Source organism: Kordia sp., assembly GCF_050633145.1.
Lineage (GTDB): Bacteria > Bacteroidota > Bacteroidia > Flavobacteriales > Flavobacteriaceae > Kordia.
In genome coordinates this window covers 22,203-49,150 of sequence record NZ_JBOEFY010000022.1, presented here as the reverse complement: position 1 = coordinate 49,150, position 26,948 = coordinate 22,203, and the positions used below count along the sequence as shown (strand labels likewise).

The 26,948-nt window shown below is 35.1% G+C and carries 17 protein-coding genes; all 17 read left to right on the top strand.

Annotated features, from left to right (window positions below; translation table 11 throughout):
- The first annotated feature begins 25 nt into the window (after positions 1-25).
- The 17 genes from ACRBBL_RS11255 to ACRBBL_RS11175 all read left to right on the top strand — a co-directional run bounded on the left by ACRBBL_RS11255 (position 26) and on the right by ACRBBL_RS11175 (position 26,939).
- Positions 26-1,540: a RagB/SusD family nutrient uptake outer membrane protein gene (locus ACRBBL_RS11255; protein WP_431369149.1), complete on the top strand. Its 1,515-nt coding sequence runs from the start codon at positions 26-28 to the stop codon at positions 1,538-1,540.
- 32 nt (positions 1,541-1,572) lie between these two features.
- Complete coding sequence (locus ACRBBL_RS11250; protein ID WP_431369148.1) at positions 1,573-3,429, top strand: hypothetical protein; 1,857 nt, start codon at positions 1,573-1,575, stop codon at positions 3,427-3,429.
- Positions 3,430-3,585: 156 nt separating this feature from the next.
- The gene (locus ACRBBL_RS11245) at positions 3,586-6,771 is read left to right on the top strand and encodes a glycoside hydrolase family 2 TIM barrel-domain containing protein (protein WP_431369147.1); all 3,186 of its coding nucleotides are present in this window, start codon (positions 3,586-3,588) and stop codon (positions 6,769-6,771) included.
- Positions 6,772-6,783: 12 nt separating this feature from the next.
- Positions 6,784-8,220 carry a carbohydrate-binding protein gene (locus ACRBBL_RS11240; protein ID WP_431369146.1) on the top strand — a complete coding sequence of 479 codons (1,437 nt, stop codon included), beginning with the start codon at positions 6,784-6,786 and terminating at the stop codon, positions 8,218-8,220.
- 107 nt (positions 8,221-8,327) lie between these two features.
- Complete coding sequence (locus tag ACRBBL_RS11235; protein ID WP_431369145.1) at positions 8,328-9,152, top strand: glycoside hydrolase family 16 protein; 825 nt, start codon at positions 8,328-8,330, stop codon at positions 9,150-9,152.
- A gap of 67 nt (positions 9,153-9,219) precedes the next feature.
- On the top strand, positions 9,220-12,681 hold the full coding sequence (locus ACRBBL_RS11230) for a hypothetical protein (protein ID WP_431369144.1): 3,462 nt from the start codon (positions 9,220-9,222) through the stop codon (positions 12,679-12,681).
- Positions 12,682-12,696: 15 nt separating this feature from the next.
- The gene (locus ACRBBL_RS11225; protein ID WP_431369143.1) at positions 12,697-13,986 is read left to right on the top strand and encodes a glycosyl hydrolase family 17 protein; all 1,290 of its coding nucleotides are present in this window, start codon (positions 12,697-12,699) and stop codon (positions 13,984-13,986) included.
- Positions 13,987-13,988: 2 nt separating this feature from the next.
- A complete protein-coding gene (locus ACRBBL_RS11220; protein WP_431369142.1) occupies positions 13,989-15,503 on the top strand; it encodes a glycoside hydrolase family 30 protein in 1,515 nt (504 codons plus the stop codon).
- A 15-nt stretch (positions 15,504-15,518) separates the two neighbouring features.
- Positions 15,519-16,955: an MFS transporter gene (locus ACRBBL_RS11215; protein ID WP_431369141.1), complete on the top strand. Its 1,437-nt coding sequence runs from the start codon at positions 15,519-15,521 to the stop codon at positions 16,953-16,955.
- A gap of 27 nt (positions 16,956-16,982) precedes the next feature.
- Positions 16,983-17,891 carry a glycosyl hydrolase family 17 protein gene (locus ACRBBL_RS11210; protein ID WP_431369140.1) on the top strand — a complete coding sequence of 303 codons (909 nt, stop codon included), beginning with the start codon at positions 16,983-16,985 and terminating at the stop codon, positions 17,889-17,891.
- Between the two features lie 12 nt (positions 17,892-17,903).
- Complete coding sequence (locus tag ACRBBL_RS11205; protein ID WP_431369139.1) at positions 17,904-18,788, top strand: glycosyl hydrolase family 17 protein; 885 nt, start codon at positions 17,904-17,906, stop codon at positions 18,786-18,788.
- A 314-nt stretch (positions 18,789-19,102) separates the two neighbouring features.
- Complete coding sequence (locus ACRBBL_RS11200) at positions 19,103-20,689, top strand: T9SS type A sorting domain-containing protein (protein ID WP_431369138.1); 1,587 nt, start codon at positions 19,103-19,105, stop codon at positions 20,687-20,689.
- Positions 20,690-20,798: 109 nt separating this feature from the next.
- The gene (locus tag ACRBBL_RS11195) at positions 20,799-21,797 is read left to right on the top strand and encodes a LacI family DNA-binding transcriptional regulator (RefSeq protein ID WP_431369137.1); all 999 of its coding nucleotides are present in this window, start codon (positions 20,799-20,801) and stop codon (positions 21,795-21,797) included.
- A 104-nt stretch (positions 21,798-21,901) separates the two neighbouring features.
- Positions 21,902-23,857: an endonuclease gene (locus tag ACRBBL_RS11190; protein ID WP_431369136.1), complete on the top strand. Its 1,956-nt coding sequence runs from the start codon at positions 21,902-21,904 to the stop codon at positions 23,855-23,857.
- A 19-nt stretch (positions 23,858-23,876) separates the two neighbouring features.
- Positions 23,877-24,980 carry a helix-turn-helix domain-containing protein gene (locus ACRBBL_RS11185; RefSeq protein WP_431369135.1) on the top strand — a complete coding sequence of 368 codons (1,104 nt, stop codon included), beginning with the start codon at positions 23,877-23,879 and terminating at the stop codon, positions 24,978-24,980.
- A gap of 149 nt (positions 24,981-25,129) precedes the next feature.
- On the top strand, positions 25,130-25,603 hold the full coding sequence (locus tag ACRBBL_RS11180) for a hypothetical protein (protein ID WP_431369134.1): 474 nt from the start codon (positions 25,130-25,132) through the stop codon (positions 25,601-25,603).
- A 268-nt stretch (positions 25,604-25,871) separates the two neighbouring features.
- Positions 25,872-26,939, top strand: a complete 1,068-nt coding sequence (locus ACRBBL_RS11175) for a hypothetical protein (protein ID WP_431369133.1) — start codon at positions 25,872-25,874, stop codon at positions 26,937-26,939.
- The last annotated feature ends 9 nt before the right edge of the window (positions 26,940-26,948 follow it).

Here is a 26,948-nt window from a genome sequence, read left to right as displayed (position 1 = left end):
ATCTGACCTAAAAAATAACCAACAGATGAAAAAAATAGTATTAATTTTATTAACCATTACTTGTTTCCATTTTACGGGATGTAGTGATGATTTTGTAGAAGTTGAACCAGCAGGTTCAAATGCAGATAACTTTTTCAACTCTGCAGAAGAATACAATAGCGCTTTAATTGGTGCTTATGACTTATTACAAGCAACATTTTGGAATGTTTTGACAGGTATTGTAGCTTCAGATGATTATGCAGCTGGTGGCGATTCATTTAATTTTGATCAGCCTACGTTACAAAACATAAACCTTATGTCGCAAACTCCTTCTGATGAAAATCAATTAAGAGATATTTGGGGCTTAATGTATGCAGGTTTAAACAGAGCTAACTATCTATTAGAGTTCAAAGATAAAACAGACTTTGCTGGACGCGATCAAGTAGTTGCAGAAGCATACTTCTTAAGAGCATACTTTACGTTTGAATTAGTTAAAAACTTTGGAAACATTCCTTTAAAGACAGAAGAACGTAACGGAGTTTTAAGAATCATGGATGCACGCGTCATTGCTGAAGATGAATTTGGCATGACTAGAATTGCTGACATTGCTACAGCGTATCAAGTAATAGAAGAAGATTTAAAGGAAGCAATCCTAAACTTACCAGTAACACAAGACTTACCATATAAAGTAACAAAAGGAGCTGCGCAAGCATTATTAGGAAAAGTGTACTTATATCATGGTACGTATGACCAATCAAAATTTGGAGATGCATCTAGCGTATTAAATCAAGTTATTTCTGGTAATCAATACAGCCTAACTACAGGAAGTGATTACTCAGTACTTTTTGACAACGTAGGAGAAAATGGTACAGAATCTGTATTTGAAATTCAATACACAGGTGTAGAAGGCGCAAGTTGGTCATGTATAACATGTAGCCAAGGAACATACTTCCCTAAATTTTGCGGACCAAGATCGCCTTACGACAATCCAGATTATGAAGCTGGTTGGGGATTCTGCTTGCCTTCACAAGAATTATATGACTTATTCGAAGACGGAGATGCAAGAAGAGATGTAACTTTTTACGATTTAAGAGATGCACAAGACAGCTACTCACAAGGACGTGACGACACCGGACTTTTCAATTTAAAATATATGCCTAGAAAAGGGAATAGAAACCTTTCTTCAGATCCATTAAACTATGCGCAAAACTACCGTTCTATACGTTATGCAGATGTATTATTAATGGCAGCTGAGGCTGAGGCTGAAAGTGGAGGTCCAAATGCTGAAAATTATTTAAACCAAGTAAGAGCAAGAGCTTATGGTGACAATAGTCATGATTATACTGCGGCTGAAGGAGACATATTAGAAGTAATCTACACAGAAAGACGTAAAGAGTTAGCAGGAGAAGGACATCGTTTCTACGATCTTGTTAGAACAAACAAAGCAGCCTCTACAATAGAAGGTTTTCAAGTAAACAAAAATGAAGTTTTCCCAATTCCACTTATAGAATTACAATTAGCTAATGCGCAAGAGCGTTGGGGACAAAACCCAGGATATTAAAAAAAAAGATGTTAAACACTAAATATAGAGAAATGAAAATATTAAAAAGCGGATTAATGATGCTGTTAGTACTTGTTTTAGGTATTACGGTTTCTTGTAACCAAGATGATGATTTAAATATCATTGCAGGTTTAGATTTTGTAACAGCAGCATTAAATGCTGAAGGAAATGAAGTAGGAGTTTTGCCTTCTACAGTTCCACCAGATGGTAGAATAGTATATACTGTTGACTTTGGTGCAGCTACTGATGGTTCAGATGTATTTGAAACAAGTGGACCAATGGTAATATATACCTATCCTGAAGAAACCGCAACGTATACAATTATGGTTACTGCATCTTTACCAGGTAGAGACGATGTTAGCATAACAAAAGAATATACTGTAGTTATCGTTCCAGATGAACCAGCTCCAAGTGACAATCCTTTAGTAGGAACATGGAGATTAGCTCCTGAAGCTGGAGCATTAGGTGTTGGGCCAGCTTTAGACGATGTGTCTTGGTGGTCTAGCTCATTAGATGATGTTGCAACTAGAGCTTGCTTATTTGATGATGAATATGTATTCAATGCTGATGGAACATTCCAAAATGTATTAGGAGCTGATACTTGGGTAGAAGCTTGGCAAGGAACAGATCCGGAAGCTTGTGGGACACCAGTTTTCCCTCATGATGGAACAGCTGCTGCTACATATGCATACAATTCAGGTGCAGGAACTTTAACAATTGACGGTACTGGAGCATTTTTAGGTTTAGCAAAAGTGAATAACGATGGTGAATTAGCTTCGCCAGGTGACGCTCCAACTTCAATTACATACATAGCAACACTTGTAGACGCAAATACATTAGAATTAGATATAGCTTTTGGAACAACAGGTTTCTGGTCATTTAAATTAGTAAAAGACGCACCACCAGCTCCTTCTGCATTAGAAGGTACTTGGAGATTAGCGCCAGAATCAGGAGCGTTAGGTGTTGGACCAGCATTAAACGACGTATCATGGTGGTCTAGTTCATCAGATGATGTAACAACTAGAGCATGTTTATTTGATGATGAATATGTATTCAACGCTGATGGAACATTCCAAAACGTTTTAGGAGCTGACACTTGGGTAGAAGCTTGGCAAGGAAATGACCCAGAAGGTTGTGCTGCGCCAGTTTTCCCACACGATGGAACAGCTTCAGCAACATACGATTATAATGCAAGCGCAGGAACTTTAACAATTGACGGTACTGGAGCATTCTTAGGATTAGCAAAAGTGAACAATGCTGGCGAATTAGCAGCGCCTGGTGATGCTCCAAGTTCAATTACATATTTAGCTGAATTATCTGCCGATGGAAACACACTAGAATTAGATATAGCTTTTGGTACCACAGGTTACTGGTCGTTCAAATTAGTAAAAGATGTAGTTCCAACTGGTATTCAAGGAGCATGGAAACTAGCTCCTGAAGCTGGAGCCTTAGGTGTTGGACCAGCATTAGACGATGTATCATGGTGGGCTAGTTCATCAGATGATGTAACAACTAGAGCATGTTTATTTGACGATACGTATGTATTCAATGCAGACGGAACATTCCAAAATGTATTAGGAGCTGATACTTGGGTAGAAGCTTGGCAAGGTAATGACCCTGAAGGTTGTGCTACACCAGTTTTCCCGCATGACGGAACAGCTGCTGCTACCTATACGTACGATGCAGGTGCAGGAACCATAACAATAGATGGAACAGGAGGATTCTTAGGATTAGCAAAAGTGAACAATGCTGGTGAATTAGCCGCACCTGGAGATGCTCCAAGTTCAATTACGTACTTGGCAGACTTATCAAGTGATGGTAATACATTAGAAATAGATATAGCTTTTGGAACAACAGGTTACTGGTCTTTCAAACTAGTTAGAGAATAAAACAAAATCACACCCAAATTTCTAGTACTCACAATTAATTTGGGTGTGTCTCAATAAAATATTTTAGTAAAAGGGATTATGATTCTTTTATAACAATGAGTCACATAGGGCAATGAATATACTATCTGACAGATAAAAAACAATAAATATAAACAGATGAAAAAAAATATCGTAATACTAGTATTCTTCTTCATAGTTTCATCAGTTCTTTCACAAGAAAAAAAGGTATATGTTGAAAATAACGATGAAGGATCAAAATTAATTGTAGATGGCAAGCCATTTATGATTAATGGGATGAATTGGGATTATGTGCCAATTGGAACAAATGTTATCAACGCCGAATTCTACAAAAAATCTGATGATATTATTAAAGCCGGATTAGATGCTGAAATGTCTCTTTTACAGAACATGAATGTCAATGTAATTCGTCAATATACAGGTGTTCCTGCTAAATGGGTTAAATACATATATGAAAACTATGGTGTTTACACCATGCTAAATGATTCATTTGGTAGATATGGTTTAACTATAGATGGTGTATGGACTCCGATTACAGATTATAAAGATCCTCGCACACAAGAATTACTGTTAGGAGAAATCAAAAAAATGGTAACTGATTACAAGAACACACCAGGTATCATAATGTACCTTATAGGTAATGAAAACAACTATGGTTTGTTTTGGCAAGGAGCAGAAACTGAAGATTTCCCTGATGGACAAGAAAAAATTGATGCCGTTGGAGAATTAAGAGGTAGACCTATGTATAGGTTGATGAATGAAGCGGCGAAAGCAATGAAAGAAATAGATCCTAATCATCCAGTAGCAATATGTAATGGTGATTTACTATTTATGAGCATCATTGCTGAGGAATGTAAAGATGTAGACATTTACGGAACAAATATGTATAGAGGTGAATCTTTTGGAGATGCTTTTACACGTGTTAAAAAAGAATTTGGTAAGCCAATCATGTTTACTGAGTTTGGTTCAGATGCATATAATGCAATTGAGAACGCAGAAGACCAAAAAATGCAAGCGCATTACATGGTTAAAAACTGGAAAGAAATATATGATAATGCTGCTGGAGTAGGAGGAGCGAAAAACTCTATTGGAGGTTTTACATTTCAGTTTAGTGATGGTTGGTGGAAAGCTGGCTTTGATGACAGAAAAGATGCCGATACACATCAAACAGAATCTACTTGGAATGCTGGAGGTTATAAGATTGACGAAGCATTTCCAGGAGCAAACAATATGAACGAAGAGTGGTTTGGTATTTGTGCCAAAGGACCAACCAATTCAAGAGGATTATACACACTATACCCAAGAGCTGCATATTACGCACTAAAGGAAGCACACAATTTAAATCCGTACGCGGAAGGTGTTGATGCCGATTTTGTAGACAATTATTTCAAAAATATAAATCTAATGGATGCAGTCTTAAGAGCTAGAGGCGATAAAGCTGCTATTGGAGGAAATGAAAAAATACGTATAAGTCAATTACGCGCAGAATTTACAACATTCAATACTGGCGGAAGTCTTATTACAACACCAGATACAGAAGATCCTAACGCTAATGTATTTCCAAACCAATTAGGGTTTGATCATATGCAATCTTACTACATAGGAGTTGAAGGTAATCCTGCACCAGGAATGAGAGCAGAGGTGAAATTTAATGTTCTAGGAAATGTTGCAGAAAACCCTATTGATGAAATTTTCTATGAAAATGTTGGAAGACCAATTACGGTAGCCGGAGTTGATGGCGGAAATGATATAGATGTGGAAATAGCAGACTTTAATAGATTACGTGTCTATCAAGCTGAGTTTGAATGGAATCATAAAAAATTCGATTTAAGAGGTTTCTATCGTACTGGACATTACCATTGGGCATATGAAGGTGACTTTTTTAACCTTTATCCAGAAGCCAATTACGGACCTAACTTAGATATATATAATGGAGAAATTTTAGGAGTAGAGTTTGATGCTAAAGGAGACTTAGAAGGTCTTAAGGCAGCATTTGGACCACAATTATGGTGGGGAGCAAACCCTACAATGCTTTTTAAATATTCTAAAAACATTAAAGGCTGGGGACTAACAGGAGTATATCACAGAGACTTTAATACAGATCTTGAATTTGACGAAAATGGTAGACGTGTATTAGATGCAAATCAACTACGAAGTGGTATTATTCCAGCTTGGCCAACAGAAAGAGCAACGTTAGTTGTAGAAAAAGATTTTGGAAAATTTGGTATAACAGTCGGAGGAATTTGGGGAGGTAACCCATTAAAAGGTAGTTCTTTCCAAGTATATGAAGAAAGAAGAGACCTAATTTTAGTCGATAAAGTACAAAGTAGCGACACTTGGGGAGCTAAAGCTAAAATAGAATATCAAGGAGGTAAATTCAATTGGTATGCGCAAGGTTCTTACATGGGCTTAGTAGCCAATGGAGGAGTAGATCAAACCAGAACATTTACTGGTTGGAGACTTAAAGATTCTGGAAGTGGTAACATGACTAATTTCCTTTCTGGATTTACTTATTTACTAGGAAACTTACAAATAGCTCCTAACTTCTTATACCAAAAACCATTGGTAGATCCTATGCCAAATGGAGTATTTGCACCTGGACGATTAAGAAATGTAATTGACGATCCATTTGCTGTAAGAGGAGGAAATAGAGAAACTTATGGTTATGAAATGTTAGTAACATTCGATCCTACTCCAGGTTCATGGATGTACGAGTGGGACAATGATAGAGCAGAAGATGCGAAACTTGCCGTAAGTGCAGGATTTGTATACAAACGTTTACCAACAACACAAGATGCACACATTGGTTTCCTAGCAAATCGTTCATTTTTTGCCTTTGGCGAATCAGCACCAGCTGAAGATTTATGGGAAGCGCATACACGTATTGTTTCAAAATTGAGTCCAGATATTGGAATTATAGGTAATTTCTACTACGGAAATGGTCAAGCAAATGGTGATTCTCAAAGAACTATTGATCGCTTTGGAGGAGATATAAGAATGCTATACAAGAATTTTAAGGTTACATCTCAAGTTAAACTTAATGATTGGGGACCATTTGATTATCATCGTGATTTCAACTTAACATATCCTGTGCAATTAATGCTTGATGTGTCTACTACCTTAGGAAAACCAGACTGGTTTATATTACCAAGTACACAAATAGGAATTAGAGGAACATGGCGTTCTATGGACGCAAATTCTCCACGCTACTCACCAAATCAAGCAGCAGAATTTGCAAACTCGCCAATTGTTAGTCCTGTAGGATTTCCAAATGGTAGAGAATGGGAAATAAGAACGTACATACACATTAATATTGGTAAATAAAAAACTATGATTATGAAAAAAATAAATTTAAAATACTCCATTTTCTTTCCTGTTTTAGGATTGTTATTTGCTGTGTTGATAAGTTGTGAAAGAGGCTTTTCTGATGATATAGATTTAGCTACCTTTCCTAATACAGCAGAAATATTTACTGATACACCAGTAGGACTTACGGATGCATTTTTTATATCCTTTGATCCAGCTGGAGGTGCCAATACAAGTGGTTTTGGTACCGATACTAATGAAGCGTATGAAGGGTCAACATCGATACGAATTGATGTACCAGCACCTAACGATCCAGAAGGTGGTTTTATAGGAGGAATCTTTAAAGACCGTGGAGAAGGAAGAGATTTAACAGGTTATGACGCTTTAACTTTTTGGGCAAAAGGCTCAACAACAGCAACTGTTGGTCTTTTTGGTTTCGGAACTGACTTTATAGATAATAAATATGCAGTAGCACTAACAGATACGCAACTTTCAACAGATTGGAAAAAGTATGTTATTCCAATTCCAGATCCATCAAAATTGGTACAGGAAAAAGGAATGTTCATTTTTTCTGCAGGAACACAAAGCACTAACGGTGCAGGGTTTACTTTCTGGATAGATGAAATACGTTTTGAAAACTTAGGTACACTAGGACAACCAAGACCAGCAATACTTGGTGGACAAGACCAAACTGGACAAGCAAATATTGATACGTCTGTAACATTAATGAATTTATCACAAACATTCAATCTTGCAAATGGTCAAGATGTTACTGTTTCTGCAACACCAGCATACTTTGATTTTGCAACATCTAATCCTTTTGTAGCTTCAGTAACTGATACTGGTGTAGTAACAGTTGAAGGTCCAGGAGAAATTGATCCAGAAACAGGTATGGTAGACAATACTGCAGTAATTACAGCTACTTTGGCTGGAGTGGAAGCCGCAGGATCATTAACAATCTCATCTACAAATATTGATGTCATTTCTATTTTTAGTGATGTATTTGCCAATGTACCAGTAGATAATTACAATGGTTTCTACTTAGATGGTTTTCAAACCACTCTTGGAGGCGCTATTGACGAAGGTGGTAATAATATTATAGATTATACCTTGCTCAATTTCGTAGCAATCGAATTCTACGGTAGAGATGGAAGTGGTGTACAACCTATTGACGCTACAGACATGACACACTTACACATAGACATTAGACCTAATGAAACTGTAGAAGCTTCAGATTTCTTCAGAATTGAGATATTCAACAACTTCACACAAGGAAGCCAATTAGCAGGAACTTTCACTATTTCAGGAAGCGAATTGCTAAGCAATGATTGGACTGGATTTGATATTCCTTTATCTAGCTTCAGCGGACTTACTAGTAAAGATGCTCTTGGAGCTATGATTTTTGTTTCAGATGCAACAATTGCAAATATCTCTTTAGATAATATCTATTTCTATTCTGAAAATTAATATAAAAATTTATAACGATGAAACATCCTATAATTAAAATCTAATCAGATACAAAATGATTATATGGATGTTCCATCTGACAGATAAAAAGTAATAAAGACAAACAGATGAATAAAATTTTAAATATAAATTCAAACAACGTCTATAGTATATTGTGCATTCTTGCTTTCACTTTAACTACAAGTTGTGATACTGATGACACGCAAGAAGTGATAACACTTACCAATATTGTTTTAGAAGACAATTTTGATGTAGATGGTGCGCCAAATCCAGCTATTTGGGGATACGATATCGGAACCGGAGACAATGGCTGGGGAAACAATGAATCACAATATTATACGGATAGACCAGAGAATGTTGTAGTAGAAAATGGAATGCTCAAAATAACTGCCATTAAAGAAGATTTTGAAGGTTCTGGGTATACATCTGCTAGAATTAACACTAAAGGACTGTATTCACGAAAATACGGACGATTTGAAGCACGTATAAAATTACCTTGGGGACAAGGAATTTGGCCTGCTTTCTGGTTGTTAGGAAACAATATTGATACTGTTGGTTGGCCACAATGTGGAGAAATTGACATTATGGAATATCGTGGTCAAGAACCTACAATTGTTCATGGAAGCCTTCATGGTCCTGGATATTCAGGAGGAAATCCTATCACAAAAAGTTACGAATTGTCAAACGATCGATTTGATACTGATTTTCATGTATTTGGTATTGAATGGGGAGAAGGATACGTTAATTTTTACGTAGACGATGTACTATACAATCAAATCACTCCAGCAGATGTTACTGGAGAATGGGTATACGATCATGACTTTTTCATAATTATGAATCTTGCCGTTGGAGGCTCATTTGCAGGCGCTCCAAATGCGAATACTGTTTTTCCTCAAACAATGTTAGTTGACTACGTTCGCGTATATCAATAAATTATTTTTTGAACAAAATACATTAAAAATTCCCCTACTTCCCTGGAAGTAATAATAACGACCAATAATGATTAAAGAAGCAAACTTAGATCAAGATATTCTATCAAATATGTCTCAAATAGAAACAGTACAAATAGATAACGAGCGCTTTTACAAAATATCCAATAGCGATACCATTAGACCATTTTTTATGAGTATCGTAAGTGATTCTAACCATTGGATGTTTATATCTAGTAATGGTGGATTAACCGCAGGACGTAAAAACTCAGAGTTTTCATTATTTCCATATTATACAGATGACAAAATCACGGAATCTGCCGAAATAACTGGAAGCAAATCTATTTTTCAAGTAACGAAAAATAGTAAAAATAGCTTGTGGGAACCTTTCTCAGAACGATTTGAAGGAATGTACCATATAACGCGTAATCTATATAAAAACAATTACGGAAACAAAGTAATGTTCGAAGAAATCAATCACGATTTAGAACTTACATTTCGTTACCAATGGAATTCTAGTGATGAGTTCGGATTTGTAAAAAAATCAAACCTTATCAATAATTCACAAGAAGCTGTAGATATAAACGTTTTAGATGGAATTCAAAACATATTACCATATGGCGTAGGTTCTGATATACAGAATGCCAGTAGTAATTTGGTGGATGCATACAAACGTACAGAACTTGAAGAAAGCACAGGTTTAGGTCTTTTTGCACTAAGCGCAATTATCGTAGATAAAGCAGAACCAAGTGAAGCTTTAAAAGCAAACATTGTTTGGTCATTAGGAACAGAAAATGCTCAATACTTATTGTCGTCATTACAATTAAAAGCATACCGTAAACGCCATCCAATTCAACAAGAAATAGATGTAAAAGCAGAAAAAGGTGCATACTTTATCAATACAGAAGTGCATTTGGAAGCATCTGAAAATAAAGAATGGATGACAATTGCAAATCTAAATTTAGATCATAGTGAAATTGCAAAATTGTCCTATCGTATTAAAAATGAACTAAACTTAGTAGAAAGAGTTCAAGATAGTATTAATGAAGGAACAAAAAAGCTAATTCAATTGAATGCTGCTTCTGACGGAATGCAATTAACAGCAGACAAATTTAGAGATACACGTCATTTTTCAAACACGCTTTTTAACATAATGCGTGGTGGAATTTTTGACAACAACTATCAAATAGAGAAGTGGGACTTTAAAAACTATCTAGCGAAAGCAAACAAAAAAGTTGCCAGAACTTCCGAAGATATTATTGCAACATTGCCAGAAAAATTCTCATTAGCAGACATACAAAAGGTTGCTTATGCAAGTTCAGACAAAAACTTTAGACGTTTATGTTTAGAATATATGCCATTAAAATTCAGTCGTCGTCATGGAGATCCAAGTCGTCCTTGGAACAAATTCTCTATCAATACACGAAGTGAAGTAGATGGCTCTAAAATACTAGATTATGAAGGAAACTGGCGCGATATTTTCCAAAACTGGGAAGCGTTAGCACTTTCATATCCAGAATTTATTGAAAGTATGATTCATAAATTCTTAAACGCAACTACTTTCGACGGATACAATCCGTATCGTGTAACCAAAGATGGATTTGATTGGGAAGTAAATGAACCAGACGATCCTTGGTCGTATATTGGATATTGGGGCGATCACCAAATCATATACTTACAAAAGTTCTTAGAAATCATAGAAAATCACAAACCAGGTAAACTGGAAAGTTTCTTTGCAAAAGACTTGTTTGTGTATGCAAATGTGCCCTACAAAATAAAAGAATATCAGGATTTATTAAACAATCCTAAAGATACAATTGAATTTGATGAACCATTAGATCATAAAATTCGTGAACAACGAGACGAATTAGGTGCCGATGGTGCTTTACTGCGAGATGAAAACAGATTCATTGTCAAAGTAAACTTCATTGAAAAAATACTAGCAACAACACTTGCTAAACTATCCAATTTTATTCCTGAAGGAGGAATTTGGATGAACACACAACGTCCAGAGTGGAATGATGCTAATAATGCGCTTGTTGGTAACGGCGTATCTATGGTAACCTTATACTATTTAAGACGCTTCCTTAAGTTTTTCAACGGAGTCTTTTCTGAAACAACTACTGAATCTATTGAAATATCAAAAGAATTAGCAGAATTTTTCCATGCAGTTACAAATACGTTCAAAGCACATCAAGATGTACTATTAGGGAAAATTAATGATAAAGAACGTAAGTATGTTTTAGACGGTTTAGGAACTGCGGGAAGCGATTATAGAAATCAAATTTATACGCATGCTTTCTCAGGAAGGAAAACAAATATATCAATCGAAGAACTTAAAGATTTTGTATCAATAAGTCTTAAATATTTAGAACATTCTATAGAAGCAAATAAGCGTTCAGACAATCTATATCACGCATATAATTTAATGACTGTGAACGGTGACAATAGCATCTCTATTTCATATTTAAATGAAATGCTAGAAGGTCAAGTTGCGGTATTAAGTTCAGGATATATTTCATCTGCGGAAGCGTTGGCAGTACTAGATGGACTCAAAGCGAGCAAACTATTTAGACCAGATCAATACAGTTATTTACTCTATCCAAACAAAGAGTTAAAAGGATTCATAAAGCGTAATACAATTCCAAAAGAAGCTGTTGTAAAATCAGCACTCTTAAATAAATTATTAAATGATAACAACGGAAGTATTCTAACACGCGATATAAATGGTGAATTCCATTTTAATGGAAACTTTAAAAATGCAGGTGATTTAAGTGAAGCACTAGAAAACTTAAGTGACACACCTTATCAAGAACTTGTACAAGAAGACACTTCTTATGTATTAGAAATCTTTGAAGAAATCTTTAATCACAAAGCTTTTACAGGTCGTTCAGGAACATTCTACGGATATGAAGGTTTAGGTTCTATCTATTGGCACATGGTGTCAAAGCTACAATTAGCAGTACAAGAATGCTGTTTAAAAGCAATTAAAGATAAAGAAAGTGATGAAGTAGTAGGTAGATTGTTAGAACACTATTACGAAATTAATGAAGGAATTGGAGTGCACAAATCACCATCATTATATGGCGCATTTCCAACAGACCCGTATTCGCATACGCCAGCAGGAAAAGGAGCGCAACAACCTGGAATGACAGGACAAGTAAAAGAAGATATTTTAAGTCGCTTCGGAGAACTAGGTGTATTTGTAACGAATGGTAAACTATACTTTGATCCGTGTATGTTACGTAAAAATGAATTTTTATTAAAAGATAGAACATTCAACTATGTAAATGTTGATGCAGAAACAAAACAACTTTCTGTAGCAAAAGGATCGCTTTGTTTTACCTATTGCCAAGTACCAATTACATACACGGTTGCTGAAGAAAACTCATTAACAGTACATTTTTCAGACGGAAATGTACAATCATTCAACAGTTTGAGCTTAGATGCAGCAACAAGTCAAAAAGTATTTGACCGTGCAGGCGGTGTAGCACAAATAAACGTACATATCAAAAAAGACCATTTAAAATAAAAACATTTGACACTCATGAGAACATTAAAGCACATATCTAAATTCATATTGGTAACGCTATTAATCGTGTCTTGTGATAAAGCGGAAAAGAAAAAAACGACGTCAAAACAAACAACACAAAAACAATTGACAGCTAAAGATATATTAGGAAATAAAAACTATCAAGCAATTTCTTATGGAGGTTATCGCACCAAAACACGCGATACACAGCCTACCATAGCAGAGATTAAAGATGATATGAAGATTCTCCATGCGATGGGCATCCGAGTTTTACGTACATACAATGTACAATTACCACAAGCTACTAACATTTTAAAAGCGATCAGGGAACTGAAAAACGAAAACGCAAAATTTGAGATGTATGTAATGTTAGGCGCTTGGATTGATTGTAAATATGCTTGGACAGGCCAAGCTCCCGATCACAATCAGGAAAGTGAGCAAAACGAAGGTGAAATTGAAAGAGCTGTCGCATTGGCGAATCAATATAAAGATATTGTAAAAATACTAGCAGTTGGAAATGAAGCCATGATACGATGGGCTACAAGTTACTATGTGCAACCCAATGTCATCTTAAAATGGGTAAATCATTTGCAAGACTTGAAAAAGTCTGGAAAACTTTCAAAAGATTTATGGATCACTTGTTCTGATGATTTTGCCTCATGGGGCGGAGGAGATCCTAGTTATAGAACAGAAGACTTAGAAAAAATTATCAAGGCAGTCGATTATGTTTCCATGCATACATATCCGTACCATAACTCACATTACAACCCTGAATTTTGGCATGTGCCAGAAGCAGAGGAGAGCTTAACAGATAATGAAAAAATTGAAAAAGCTATGACTCGATCTATCGAGTTTGCTAAGAAACAATACAATACTGTTGCCACTTATGTAAAAAGTTTAGATGCAGACAAGCCTATTCACATAGGAGAAACGGGTTGGGCTAGTATCTCTAATGGTCATTATGGACCTACAGGTTCAAGAGCAACAGATGAGTACAAGCAAGCTATGTATTACAAGCTAATGCGAGAATGGACAAATGCCAACAATATATCATGCTTTTATTTTGAAGCATTCAATGAGCCATGGAAAGATGCGCACAATGAACAAGGATCTGAAAATCATTTTGGTCTATTTACGGTAGATGGAAAAGCTAAATACGCGCTATGGAATATGGTTGATGAAGGAACCTTTAAAAACCTAACAAGAGACGGAAAATCAATTACTAAAACATACAATGGTAATAAGGATGCATTATTATTAGAAGTGCAAGTGCCACCAGTAAAAAAAGTAACTGTAAATCACTAACCATGAAAAAACAATACATATATAGCCTTTTAATGCTACTCATTATGATTTCAGCGTGCAAAGTAAAAGAAAAAAAAGCAGAATCAAAGCTTGAAGCAACCGTGTTTGAAACTTCTGAAAGTGGAAACAAACTAACGAAACTTACTGAATTCAACACACCAAAAGATACACTAACGAAAACGACTTCGATAGTACTTACTCCTGAAAAAAAATACCAAACAATCACTGGATTTGGCGGTTCATTTACTGAATCATCAGCATATTTATTGAATAAACTAGGAAAAGAAAACAGAGCTAAAATTATTGAAGCATACTTCGGGAATGAGGGAGCACGCTACTCACTCACACGAACACACATAAGTTCTTGTGATTTTTCACTAAGTAACTATACGTATGCACCTGTTGCAGACGATATGACCTTAGAAAACTTTTCTATTAAAGAAGATAAAGATGACTTAATTCCAATGATCAAAGATGCAATGAAAGCCTCTGAAGACGGATTCAAAATCATTGCTTCACCTTGGACTGCACCGCCATGGATGAAAGACAACAAAGAATGGGTTGGTGGAAAACTATTGCCTAAATACAATGATGTCTATTCATTATTTTTCTCAAAATACTTAGATGCTTACAAAGCTGAAGGAATTGATATTTGGGGAATCACGGTTGTAAATGAGCCACACGGAAACGGTAATAACTGGGAAAGTATGCACTTTTCGCCAAAAGAAATGACAGATTTAGTGCAAAACCATTTAGGACCTAAACTAGAAGCTGATGGAAAAGGAGATGTAAAAATCTTAGGATACGATCAAAACCGTGCAGGTATAAAAGAATGGGTAGATGAAATGTACAAAGATGAAGCTTCCTCAAAATACTATGACGGAATAGCAATTCACTGGTATGAAAGTACCTATGACTTCTTCCCTGAAGCATTGCAATACGGACATAACAAAGCGCCAAACAAATACCTTATAGAAACAGAAGGTTGTGTAGATTCACAAGTTCCTGAATGGAAAAATGACGCTTGGTACTGGAAAAAAGAAGCAACAGATTGGGGCTGGGATTGGGCATCTGAAAAAGACAAACACCTGCATCCAAAATACGCACCTGTAAATCGATATGCACGAGACATCATTGGTTGTTTAAACAACTGGGTTGATGGATGGGTAGACTGGAATATGGTCTTAGACAGACAAGGAGGACCAAACTGGTTCAAAAACTGGTGTGTAGCGCCTGTAATTGTCGATCCAGATGCAGATGAAGTATACATGACGCCAATTTATTATACCATGGCACATTTCAGTAAATACATTCGCCCAGGGGCAAAAATCATTGATGCAAAAAACACAGACAAAGATTTAATGGTCACAGCAGCAAAAAACCCTGATGGTAGCATTGCAGTTGTAGTATTTAATGAAGGTAAAACTGAAAAATACTTTTCACTTCACTTAGGTGAAACAGTAAAAAATATATCAATTAACCCACAAGCGATTCAAACTATCGTACTAACCAACTAAAACTAACGTATCATTATGCCAACAGTAGAAAAAGCAGCTAGAAATAGAGTTCCAATTGGTCAAAAAGCAGCCTTTGGAGCTGGTCACTTAATTAATAACTTAATACCTGGAATTCTAGGTGTTTTTGTAGTTTTCTTAAAATCTTCTGAAGGATTTGCAATGAATACTGTATTAGCAGGTTTAATTGTTGGAATTCCTCGTCTATTTGATGCTATCACAGATCCTGTAATGGGATATATATCAGATAACACAAGTTCACGATATGGAAGAAGAAGACCTTATATATTTTTAGGAGCCATTCTGTCAGGAATCATCTTTACCATATTATGGCAAGTACATGATGTAGACCCAGAATCATACAACTTTTGGTACTTACTTATCTTTTCAATCTTATTGATATTTGGTAACACTATATTTTCAACACCATTAATTGCACTAGGATATGAAATGACATCCGATTATAAAGAACGTACGCGGTTAATGGGCTTTGCCAACATAATTGGTCAAATAGCATGGATGTTAGTACCTTTTCTATATGTGCTTATTCCAGATAAAGAACTTTTTGATTCTATTCCAGAAGGTGTACGAATAGTAGCATTAATAGCAGGATTTGTAATCATTCTTCTAGGTATTTTACCAGCAATTTTTTGTAGAGGAATTGATTCAAGTAAAATGGAAGGTAGAGAAGAAATTACACCAAAAGCTCTATGGAACAGCATGGGTAAAATCTTTGATGGAATCAAACTAGTATTGAAAAATAAACCTTTTGTAAAACTTTGTTTAGCAACGTTCTTAGTCTTCAATGGATTTCAAATTGTTGCAGAATTCGGAGTATTTATTATCAACTTCTATATGTTCGATGGTGATTGGGGAGCTTCCAAGTGGTGGGTAGCATTATTCCCAGCAGTTACGGCTGCCTACACTGCATTTATTGCAATTCCAATCATTAATATGATGGCAAACAAATACGGCAAAAGAAAAGCGTTTCTCATAGCAACGGCAATTTCAATGCTAGGATACATATTAAAATGGTGGGGATTCGATCCAACAAATCCATACATGTTATTCTTACCAATTCCATTAATGGCATTCGGAATGGGATGTTTATTCACACTAATGATGTCTATGACTGCAGATGTCTGCGATTTAGATGAACTTGAAAATGGAATGCCGCGTAAAGAAGGAACATTTGGAGCCATCTATTGGTGGATGATTAAAGTTGGACAAGGTTTAGCATTAGTATTCTCAGGAATTATTTTAAGCCTACTAGGATACGATTCATCTGCATCAACACAAACAGCAGAAGCATTAATTGGAATGCGAATTACTGATATTGTATTACCAGTACTTACAGCAGGACTTGCTATATGGGTAATGTGGGATTACAGCTTAAATGAAGAAAGAGCTATGGAAATAAAAGAAGAGCTCGTAAAACGAAGAGGAGAATTATAAATCAAACAATCAGAATAAAATTAAAAAATGTCATATAGAGACGAAGAGTATCACTTATACGGAGGAATTAACTTTACCGAACATTCAGGAATAGATTTTGAAAAATATTCCATTGAGGAGTTAAAAAAACTTTGGAGAGCAACACTTAAAAAAGGAATGCACGGTATCTGCTTTAGCATGTATGAAGATGGACAAGAGCCTGGTGATATCGTAAGTGTAGAGCAAGTAGAAAGAAGAGTAAAAATTTTAAAACCATACTCAAAATGGATACGCTCTTTCTCGTGTATTGAAGGAAATGAACACATTCCACGTATCGCCAAAAAACATGGTATGAAAACGATGGTTGGCGCCTGGTTAGGAGATGATAAAGAAGAAAATGAAAAGGAAATAGAAGCCTTAATAGAATTAGGAAATGAAGGAGTCGTAGACATTGCAGCAGTCGGAAATGAAGTGTTGTATAGAAACGATTTGACTCTAGAAGAACTTCTAGAATATATAAGAAGAGTAAAAGAAGCATTGCCAAACGTTCAAGTTGGATATGTAGATGCATATTACGAGTTTTCTGTGCATCCGCAACTTGTAGAAATTAGCGATGTTATTTTAAGTAACTGCTATCCGTATTGGGAAGGTTGTCACATAGATGGATCTTTAGCGCACATGCAGCAAATGTTTGGACAAGCATCTGATGCAGCACAAGGAAAAAAAGTCATCATCACAGAAACTGGATGGCCAAGTCAAGGAAGTAGTTTAAAAGGAGCGGAATCTAATGAGATAAACGCTATAAAATATTTCATTAACACCCAAGTTTGGGCAAACAAAGACAACGTAGAAGTATTCTATTTCTCGTCATTTGATGAGTCATGGAAAGTAGGAGACGAAGGAGAGGTTGGTGCATACTGGGGACTTTGGGATAAGCATGAACAATTAAAATTTTAACAAACAAAGAAAATGTCTTTAAGAAAAGAAAAATTTTTTGCACTAGCAGATTTAGATTTTGAGGGACAATCTTTAGTCGATTTAAAATCGCAATGGAGACGCACATTAAATGCAGGAATGCACGGACTATGTTTTAGCCCTTATGAAGAAGGACAAAAACCTGGAGATACGCTTTCGGAAGCACAAATAAGGCGTAGGCTAGAAATTATTAAACCTTATACAGATTGGGTACGATCATTTTCATGTACAGAAGGTAATGAGTTAATTCCTATAATAGCAAAGGAATTAGGTATGAATACTTTAGTAGGCGCTTGGTTAGGAAATGATCCTGAGACAAATGAAGCTGAAATAGAAGGATTAGTAAATCTTGCTAAAAGTGGCTATGTAGATATTGCAGCAGTTGGAAACGAAGTTATGTATCGTGGCGATTTAACTGAAGAAGAATTGTTGAAATTTATTTATGATACAAAAAAAGAAATCAAAGGAATTCCTGTAGGTTACGTTGATGCGTATTATGAATTTACTGAACGCCCTGCAATTACAGAAGCATGTGATATAATCTTAGCCAATTGCTATCCTTTTTGGGAAGGTTGCGATCAAGATTATTCTCTATTATATATGAAAGATATGTACAATAGAGCAAAACGAGCAGGTAACGGGAAAAAAGTTATCATCACAGAAACAGGATGGCCTAACAAAGGAACAAGTTTGGAAGGAGCATATCCATCTGATGTAAACGCAATAAAATATTTTATAAATACCCAAAAGTGGGCCAAAGAAGAAGAGGTAGAAATATTCTATTTTTCATCATTTGATGAATCATGGAAGACAGGAGATGAAGGTGATGTTGGTGCATATTGGGGACTTTGGGATAAAGAAGAGGAGTTAAAGTTTTAAAACATACTTGTAAAGGTAAATATTAAGGCTAAGCACACTACAACAATACTACAACATTACCACAACATTCTAATTTTTTATATTTTAAATTGCTGTATTACAGTTGAGTGAATATCTTTTAAAGTACCGTTTCTATTGAGTTTTGCATTTTTTTTTACAACTGTATGTTTTTTGTTGTAGTGGTAAATGCTTTTTCTTAAAAATATCAATATATATTGAAAAAGAATTAAAACTTCTCTCGAAAGTTGATGTTGAATACTTTCATTGGAATTAATAAATCAAAAACTAACACATCAAAATTAAAAATAACTAATATGAAAAAAATTACGTATTTATTTTTGTTATTTGCATGCATAGCGTATGCACAACCAACAGACAATGCTACCGATCCACCAACTAGAGATGCGGCAGATGTAATCTCTATTTTTAGTGGTGCATATGCAGATGTTGCAGGTTCAAACTACAACCCAAATTGGGGACAGGCTGGATTTGGGACTGCAAATACTGCTTTTGACCCAGGAACAGGAAACCTAGTACTAGCATATCCAAACTTTAACTACCAAGGAAATCAATTCGGAAGTACTCAAAATATTTCAGCAATGGAATTTTTACACGTTGATATCTGGATAGATGGAACATTTAACCCAAATGTTTTTGTAATTAGTTCTGGTCCAGAAATTGCACATCCAATAACAAATACTGGTTCAGGTACATGGATTAGTGTAGATATTCCAATCGCAGGAATTACTGGAGACACTTCTTCTGCAATACAATTTAAGTTTGATGGAGGAAATGGATCTACGGATGGAATTTATGTAGACAACTTATATTTCTGGAAAAATCCAACAGCAGCAGGTTCCGATGCAACTTTAAGTGACTTACAAGTTGATGGAGCTACAATAAGCGGATTTGGTCCTGGAACAACAGATTACACAGTTGAATTAGCACCTGGGACAGTTGTAGTACCACAAATTACTTCAGCAACATCTACAGACCCAGCTGCAACGAGTGTAACTATAAACCAAGCACCAGCAGTTCCTGGTGATGCAACAGTTGTAGTAGTTTCTCAAAATGGTTCTGTTACAGAAACATATACAGTATCTTTTGTAATTAGCGGGCCAGCTACAGCAGCTCCAACACCACCAAATAGAGCAGCAGCAGATGTAGTCTCTATTTATAGTGATGCCTATGCAGACATAGCAGTAAGTACCTATGATGCAGGTTGGTGCGGTGTAGCAGTAACAGAAGTAGCTATAGGAGGTAATAGCATGTTTAAAAAGAATACTGGTATTCCTTGCCAAGGAATTGACTTTTCTGCAAATAGACAGAATTTAACAGACTTTACACATATACACTTCGATTTCTATACGGATGATGTTGATTTAGTTGGTGATGTATTCAATGTAAAATTAGTTGACTTTGCCGGTGGAGGTGGAGAAGCTTCTGCGTTAGAAGTAAACATTAATACTGGAACGATGCCAGCTATTGTTGCAGGAACTTGGGTTTCTGTTGATGTTGATATTACATCTTTAGGAGGTGTTGTTGCTAACAGTCTTACAAGAAGTGACATTGCTCAAATTGGAATTACAACAGCAAACTTAACTAATGTATGGTATGACAATATCTATTTACACAAAAATACAGTATTAAGTGTTGACGAATTTAATACATCATCTTTCAGAGCATATCCAAATCCAACAAATGATTCTTGGAATGTGGTAACGGAAGATACAGTAATCAATACAATTCAAGTATTTGATATTGCAGGAAGACAAGTTATGGCTCTAGAGCCAAAAGCTATTCAAGCATCAATTGATGGTACTGCATTACAAAGCGGAATATATTTTGCTAAGATTAGTACAGACAAAGGACAAAGTAGTGTCAAATTAGTTAAAAACTAATAACTAATAGCAAGTAGAAAAAGTGTGTTTATGAAAATAGACACACTTTTTTATATTTTATACTTCAAATTATTACTTTTATAGGCACTTAACAAATAAAACAGGATACATGAAAAACGTAGTTTCTTTAAAATCATTAGCAAAAGAATTAAATATATCTGTATCAACTGTATCAAAATCTTTAAACGATAGCGAAGAAATAAGTGCACAAACGAAAGAGCGTGTAAAAAACTTAGCCAAACTAAGAGGCTATTCCCCAAATCCCATTGCTGTACGCTTACAAAAGCAAGAAACCATGCAAATTGGTGTGGTTTTGCCAAATATTGAAAATCCTTTTTTTGCTTCTGTATTGAAAGGAATTGACGAGTTTGTAAGTGCTTCAAAATACAATATCATTACATTCTTAAGTAATGAAAGCTTAGAAAGAGAAAAAGAATGTTTAGATTATTTCTCAAGAGGAAATGTTGACGGAATTTTAATTTGTATTGCAGAAGAAACCAACAAAAAGAAAACATTCGATCATATTATTAACATCAAGCAAAAAGGAATTCCTTTGGTATTATTTGATCGTATTCCAATGCAACCACTAGGCTTTGATACTGTACATGTAAACGATTATGATAGTATCACTAGCGCATACGATCATCTAAAAAATAAAAACTGTCAAAACATTGCTTTCGTATCTTCAATTCCAACATTAATAGTTGGACGTTTACGAGAAGAAGGATACTTATCGCAAACGGAAAACCCTACAGTAATAGCTTTCGAAGACTTAACAGAACTTCGACGAACACTTGAAGAAACGTTAAAAGAAAACAAAATAGATGGTTTTATAGCTGCCGATATCAACGCTACCTTACTTTGCAACAGTGCTATTCAAAAACTAGGGTTCTCACCAGGAAAAGAAGTTTCTCTAATTGGTTATGTAAATAGTTCACAAAATGACCTATCGTACCCAAAAATATCCTACATCGATCAACATCCAAAAGAGATCGGAAAGCAAACTGCAAAAATGTTACAGATGCGATTGCAATCAAAACTAGAAAACGTTCCTGCAAGTGATATTATACTCAATACAACAATCACTATTGGCGAAACAAGTAGTTAATTAACATATTTCCAAAACATTAAGATTAGCTGTCTTTACAATTAATTCTATCTAAAAATATATTATAATAGTTCTAATATTGTACTTTTGTGAAAAGTAGAATAATGAAGAATATATTTCCCATATTCTTAATGCTATTGATGAGTCAGTTTGCATTAAGTCAAGTTGTTGTGATAAATGAAATTGATTGTGATACGCCAGGAACTGACACAGGTGAATTCATCGAATTAAAATCTCAAACTCCAAACTTCTCGCTAGATGGCTACGTTTTAGTACTATTTAATGGATCTACGTCAGGAAATGATAGTAGTTATTTTGCATTAGATTTAGATGGACAAACAACTGATGTTAATGGTTTACTATTGATTGGAAGTAGTACAGTTTCACCTGTACCACAACTTTTAATAGGTTCTAATGTTATTCAAAATGGAGCAGATGCAGTAGCAATATATCAAGCAAATAGTTTCGATTTTCCGCAAGGAACACAAGCCACAACAACCGATTTAATAGATGCAATTGTATACGATACAGGTGAAGCTGATGATACAGGCTTGTTAAGTTTACTAGGTTTAACAACACAAATTAGCGAAGGCGGAAATAACAATACAGACTCCATTCAACGCAACGAAACCAACGGAAGCTATTTTACAGGTACACCAACACCAAGACAACTAAATGATGGAAGCGGAATAATACTAAACGGAATTTCTATCAATGTAGCAAACGATCAATATACAGAGGGAGAAACTTTTACAATAGAATTCACAACGGAAACTGCTGTAATCTCAGATTTAGACATAACATTTACGCTGGATAATGGAACTTTTGATACTTCCGATTTTACAGGAACAACTACGGTAACCATTCCTACGGGACAAAGTTCAATAACAACCATGATAACGTTGGTTGACGATACATTGGACGAAGGTGATGAAGAACTCATTATTGACTTAGTAGATAACTTTTCTGTAGAATACATCATTTTAAATGATGCCGTTTTAATTCGTGCTGTTGATGATGACTTTACAGTAGCACCTTTTGGAACGCCTTTAAATCCTACATTTGGAACGGTTGCAAGTACAGCTCCAACAGGTTATTATAATACAATGGATGGCTTGGCAGATGATGCTTTGCGCGATGCAATGCAAGCAATCATTGCTGATGTTAACACTGTACGTGCGCAAACTTATGCAGATGTATACGATATGTTGCGTGAAGCAGATCAAAATCCAGCAAATAGCAATCAGGTTTGGTTGGTATATACGGAACAAGGACGTGCAAAATTAGATCAACAATCAGGTTCAAATAGTACCGGAGCTTGGAACAGAGAACATACTTTTCCACGATCATTAGCAGGTTACGGAAGTATAGAAGCAGATGATATTGCAGATGGAAGAGACGTATTTTGGATTACAAGAGCCGATTCATTACGTCATGGAAATTCGGACGGACATGCATTACGCGCGAGTGACGGACCAGAAAACAGTTCGCGAGGAAATCAACATTACGGACAATATACAGGTCCAACAGGAACTGCGGGAAGCTTCCGTGGCGATGTTGCGCGAAGTGTATTATTCTTGGCTGTTCGTTACAACGGATTATCTATAGAAAATGGATTTCCTGCTGTAGAAGGACAATTAGGAGACTTAGCAACCTTATTGACTTGGCACAGAAACGATCCGCCAGATGATTTTGAAATGAATCGTAACAATGTAATCTATACGTGGCAATTCAACAGAAATCCATTCATAGATCATCCAGAATTAGTAGAGCATATTTGGGGAAATCAAACTGGCGTTATGTGGTCGCAACCATTATCAACAGAAGAATTTACTTCGGAAACGATCAAAATATATCCAAATCCCACAAAAAACAGTATCAATATCGTTGGAATAAAAGAAGAAGCTACGATTGATATTGTTTCTCTAGATGGACGAAAATTACTTTCAAAACCAATTTCAGGAATTACAAAAATTAATCTAAATTTGACTTCGGGAATGTATCTCGCACGAATTAAAACACAAGGTAAAACAATTACCAAAAAAATCGTGATTCACTAAGTTTTGCTAACAGTATAATTTGGATTCTATCAATTACAACATTACCAGTCTCGTAGACTTTCTTGGCTTAGTACAAGGAGTATTTTTGGGTGTGTATTTGATGATAGAAAATAAAAAGAACAGACCAACACTATTATTGGGCGCTTTCTTAATAGCATTTAGTATTGAATTGCTTGAGACTATTTTGGAAGATTCAAACATTATTGACCAATATCCATCCTTATTATTTTTACCGTTAAATTTTTATTATCTAACATTGCCTTTGTTTTACTTATATGTAAGACATATAACAGATACGAAATTTTCTAAAAGAGACAGCTTCATCATCATCTTACCAGGAATTATTGAGTTTGTACTTATGACAATACTTTTCTTATTACCAACAACGACAAAGGTTGGTATAGAAGACAATGTGTTCTTTGAGCTTTCTTTAATAATTTTTATACTACTCTCTTTTCCATATTCTGTCTACTATGTAATAAAGACAATACGACATATAAACAAGCATAATAAAAATGTAAATGCATACTATTCCAATACGGCAGGAAAGCGCTTAAATTGGGCAAAAAAAGTAGCTTATTTTGTATTGATATTCAATTTTTTATGGATTATAGAGATTTTTCAAGAAGATAAATTCTTTGAAGATTATACGTATCCAATACTATCTTCCATAAATGTAATTTTTATTTTTTGGATAGGAATTTCAGGCTTGCGACAATCAAAAATATCTGTGACAGCAAGTGAAATAGAATTACCTTTAGGAGAAAATACTATTTCAGAAGAAACTGCAAGCGCAGAAAGCAAACAATTAATTGCGTTAATGGAAACTGATAAATTATATAAAGAATCTGATTTATCATTATCCGATGTTGCACAATCGATCGGAATTCCGCAACGAAATCTTTCACAACTCATTAAGCAACATACAAACAAAAACTTCAATCAGTTTGTAAATTATTACCGTGTAGAAGAAGCAAAACGACTCTTAAAAGATCCTGATTATGACAATTTAAACATGCTAGGAATTGCTTTTGAGTCAGGATTTAGTTCAAAAGCAACATTCTATGCCGTTTTTAAACAATTTGCAGGAAAAACTCCAAATGCTTACAAACAAGCAGTTTAACTAAGTATTTCAGAGTCCAGAATTATGTAAAAGAGTCTGAAAACACGATTTCAGACTACCTCATCTATATCCAAGACCCTTTTCGAACAATTACATTTCATCTTTGTGGAAACAAAATCAAAGTCGAACAAACTTTAAAAAATAACAATATGAAAAAAGTAATTGTATTAGGATTATTAGTCCTTGGATCTGTATTCGGAGCAAACGCTCAACAACAATACGAATACAAAGTAATCACAAGTGTAGAGTCAATTGTACCAAGCGGATTAGGAAGATCGCGATTAATTTCTGCTTCTGAAGAGAGAGATTATAAAAGTTTCACTTCAAGTCGTTCTGAAGAAAATAACAAAAGAAACAAATCGAAAAGAAAAGACATTCGTGTAAAAAATTTCGAAGAAACAAAACTATTAAACTTCTATAACATTGCAGGAATTCGTTTTCAAAACATTGCTGCCAATGACGCCTTAGTAACTTCAAAAATCAATACAATGGGAGAACAAGGTTGGGATTTAGCTTTTGTAGTAAGCGGTGTGGAAAGTGATGCTGGAGATGAAGATGGACAAGGAATCTATATAACACGATATATTTTTAAGCGTGTAAAAGAACAAAAAACAAAAGAGTAACTATTGATTTTTAAACTAGCCAACCATCAAATTCACCAAAAAAAACTAAGATGAAATTTAAAAATTATAAAAAGGAAAATCTGGCTTTTTTGCTCATTATTTGGACCATTTTTTTGATATGGGAATTGCAAGTTATCAAATGGGCAGGAACAGTCGAAGACCCAATAATACGGGTTGACTTAGTAGTAATCCTGCCAGGAATCATCATTCTTAGTTATTACTTATTGAGGAGTTTAAAAAAAAATAACAATCTATAAAAACACGTTACATGAAAAATATAATATGGAGTTTAAGTCTATTGTTTTTATGTGCCATTACTTCTTGTAATGGGCAAAAAGCAGTAAGCTCAAATACACAACAAACTTGTGAAGAGAAAGATGGATATTGGTACAACAATAAATGTTGGGAAGGGTTTACAGATGAAGGAATTGCCAAAAAAGATATTGATAGTGTTGTAGTTGCACAAATGAAATTGCTTAAAGATGCTTCAATCATAGTAAACGGAAAAAAACATGAAATTAATTTCTTTTTTCCAGAACAAGATGAAGGTAATATCATATTAATTACATCTTTTAAAAATATGAAAGAAAGCATTTTAGTTATTGCTTCAGAAGATGCTATCGAATATGGAAAAAAAGGAAGTTTTGAAGCGCAAGCGATTTACCTAAAAGGTGATATTATGAATCAAGAAGGAGGAGAGCCTGAAATGATTGCACAAGGAACAGCTAGCGGAACAGTAGATGAAGACTTTAATGTGCAAATTAGTGGAACATTGAAAGGAGAAAGTGAATATAATTTTGCCATCAAAGGAAATGAAGCGATAATGGGCGCTGGAAATAGTAAGATAGAAATCAAAGGGAATGAAGCATATCTTTCTGGTACTTTGGGAACGATCACCTATCATCAAATAAAAAATATCATTGACAATCATAAAAACGTAAAAACAATCGTATTAACACAGGTTGACGGTTCTATTAATGATGCTGTAAACATGCATACAGGACGTATTTTAAGAGAAGCAGGATTGCATACAAAAGTACTAGCAGATAGTAATATTGCATCTGGAGGTGTCGATTTATTTTGCGCAGGAAACAATAGAACCATTATAAAAGGAGCAAAATTAGGTGTGCATTCTTGGGCAGGAGAAAATATTAGAGCAGATGAATTGCCAAAAGATCATCCAGCACATCAATATCAAATTGCATATTTCACACAAATGCTTGGAGCAAAAAATGGACCTGATTTTTATTTCTATACACTTACTTCTGCACCGCCAGAAACGGTACACTACATGTCTGATAAAGAGCTAAAAGATTGGAAATTAGAAAATAAATAATAAAAATTG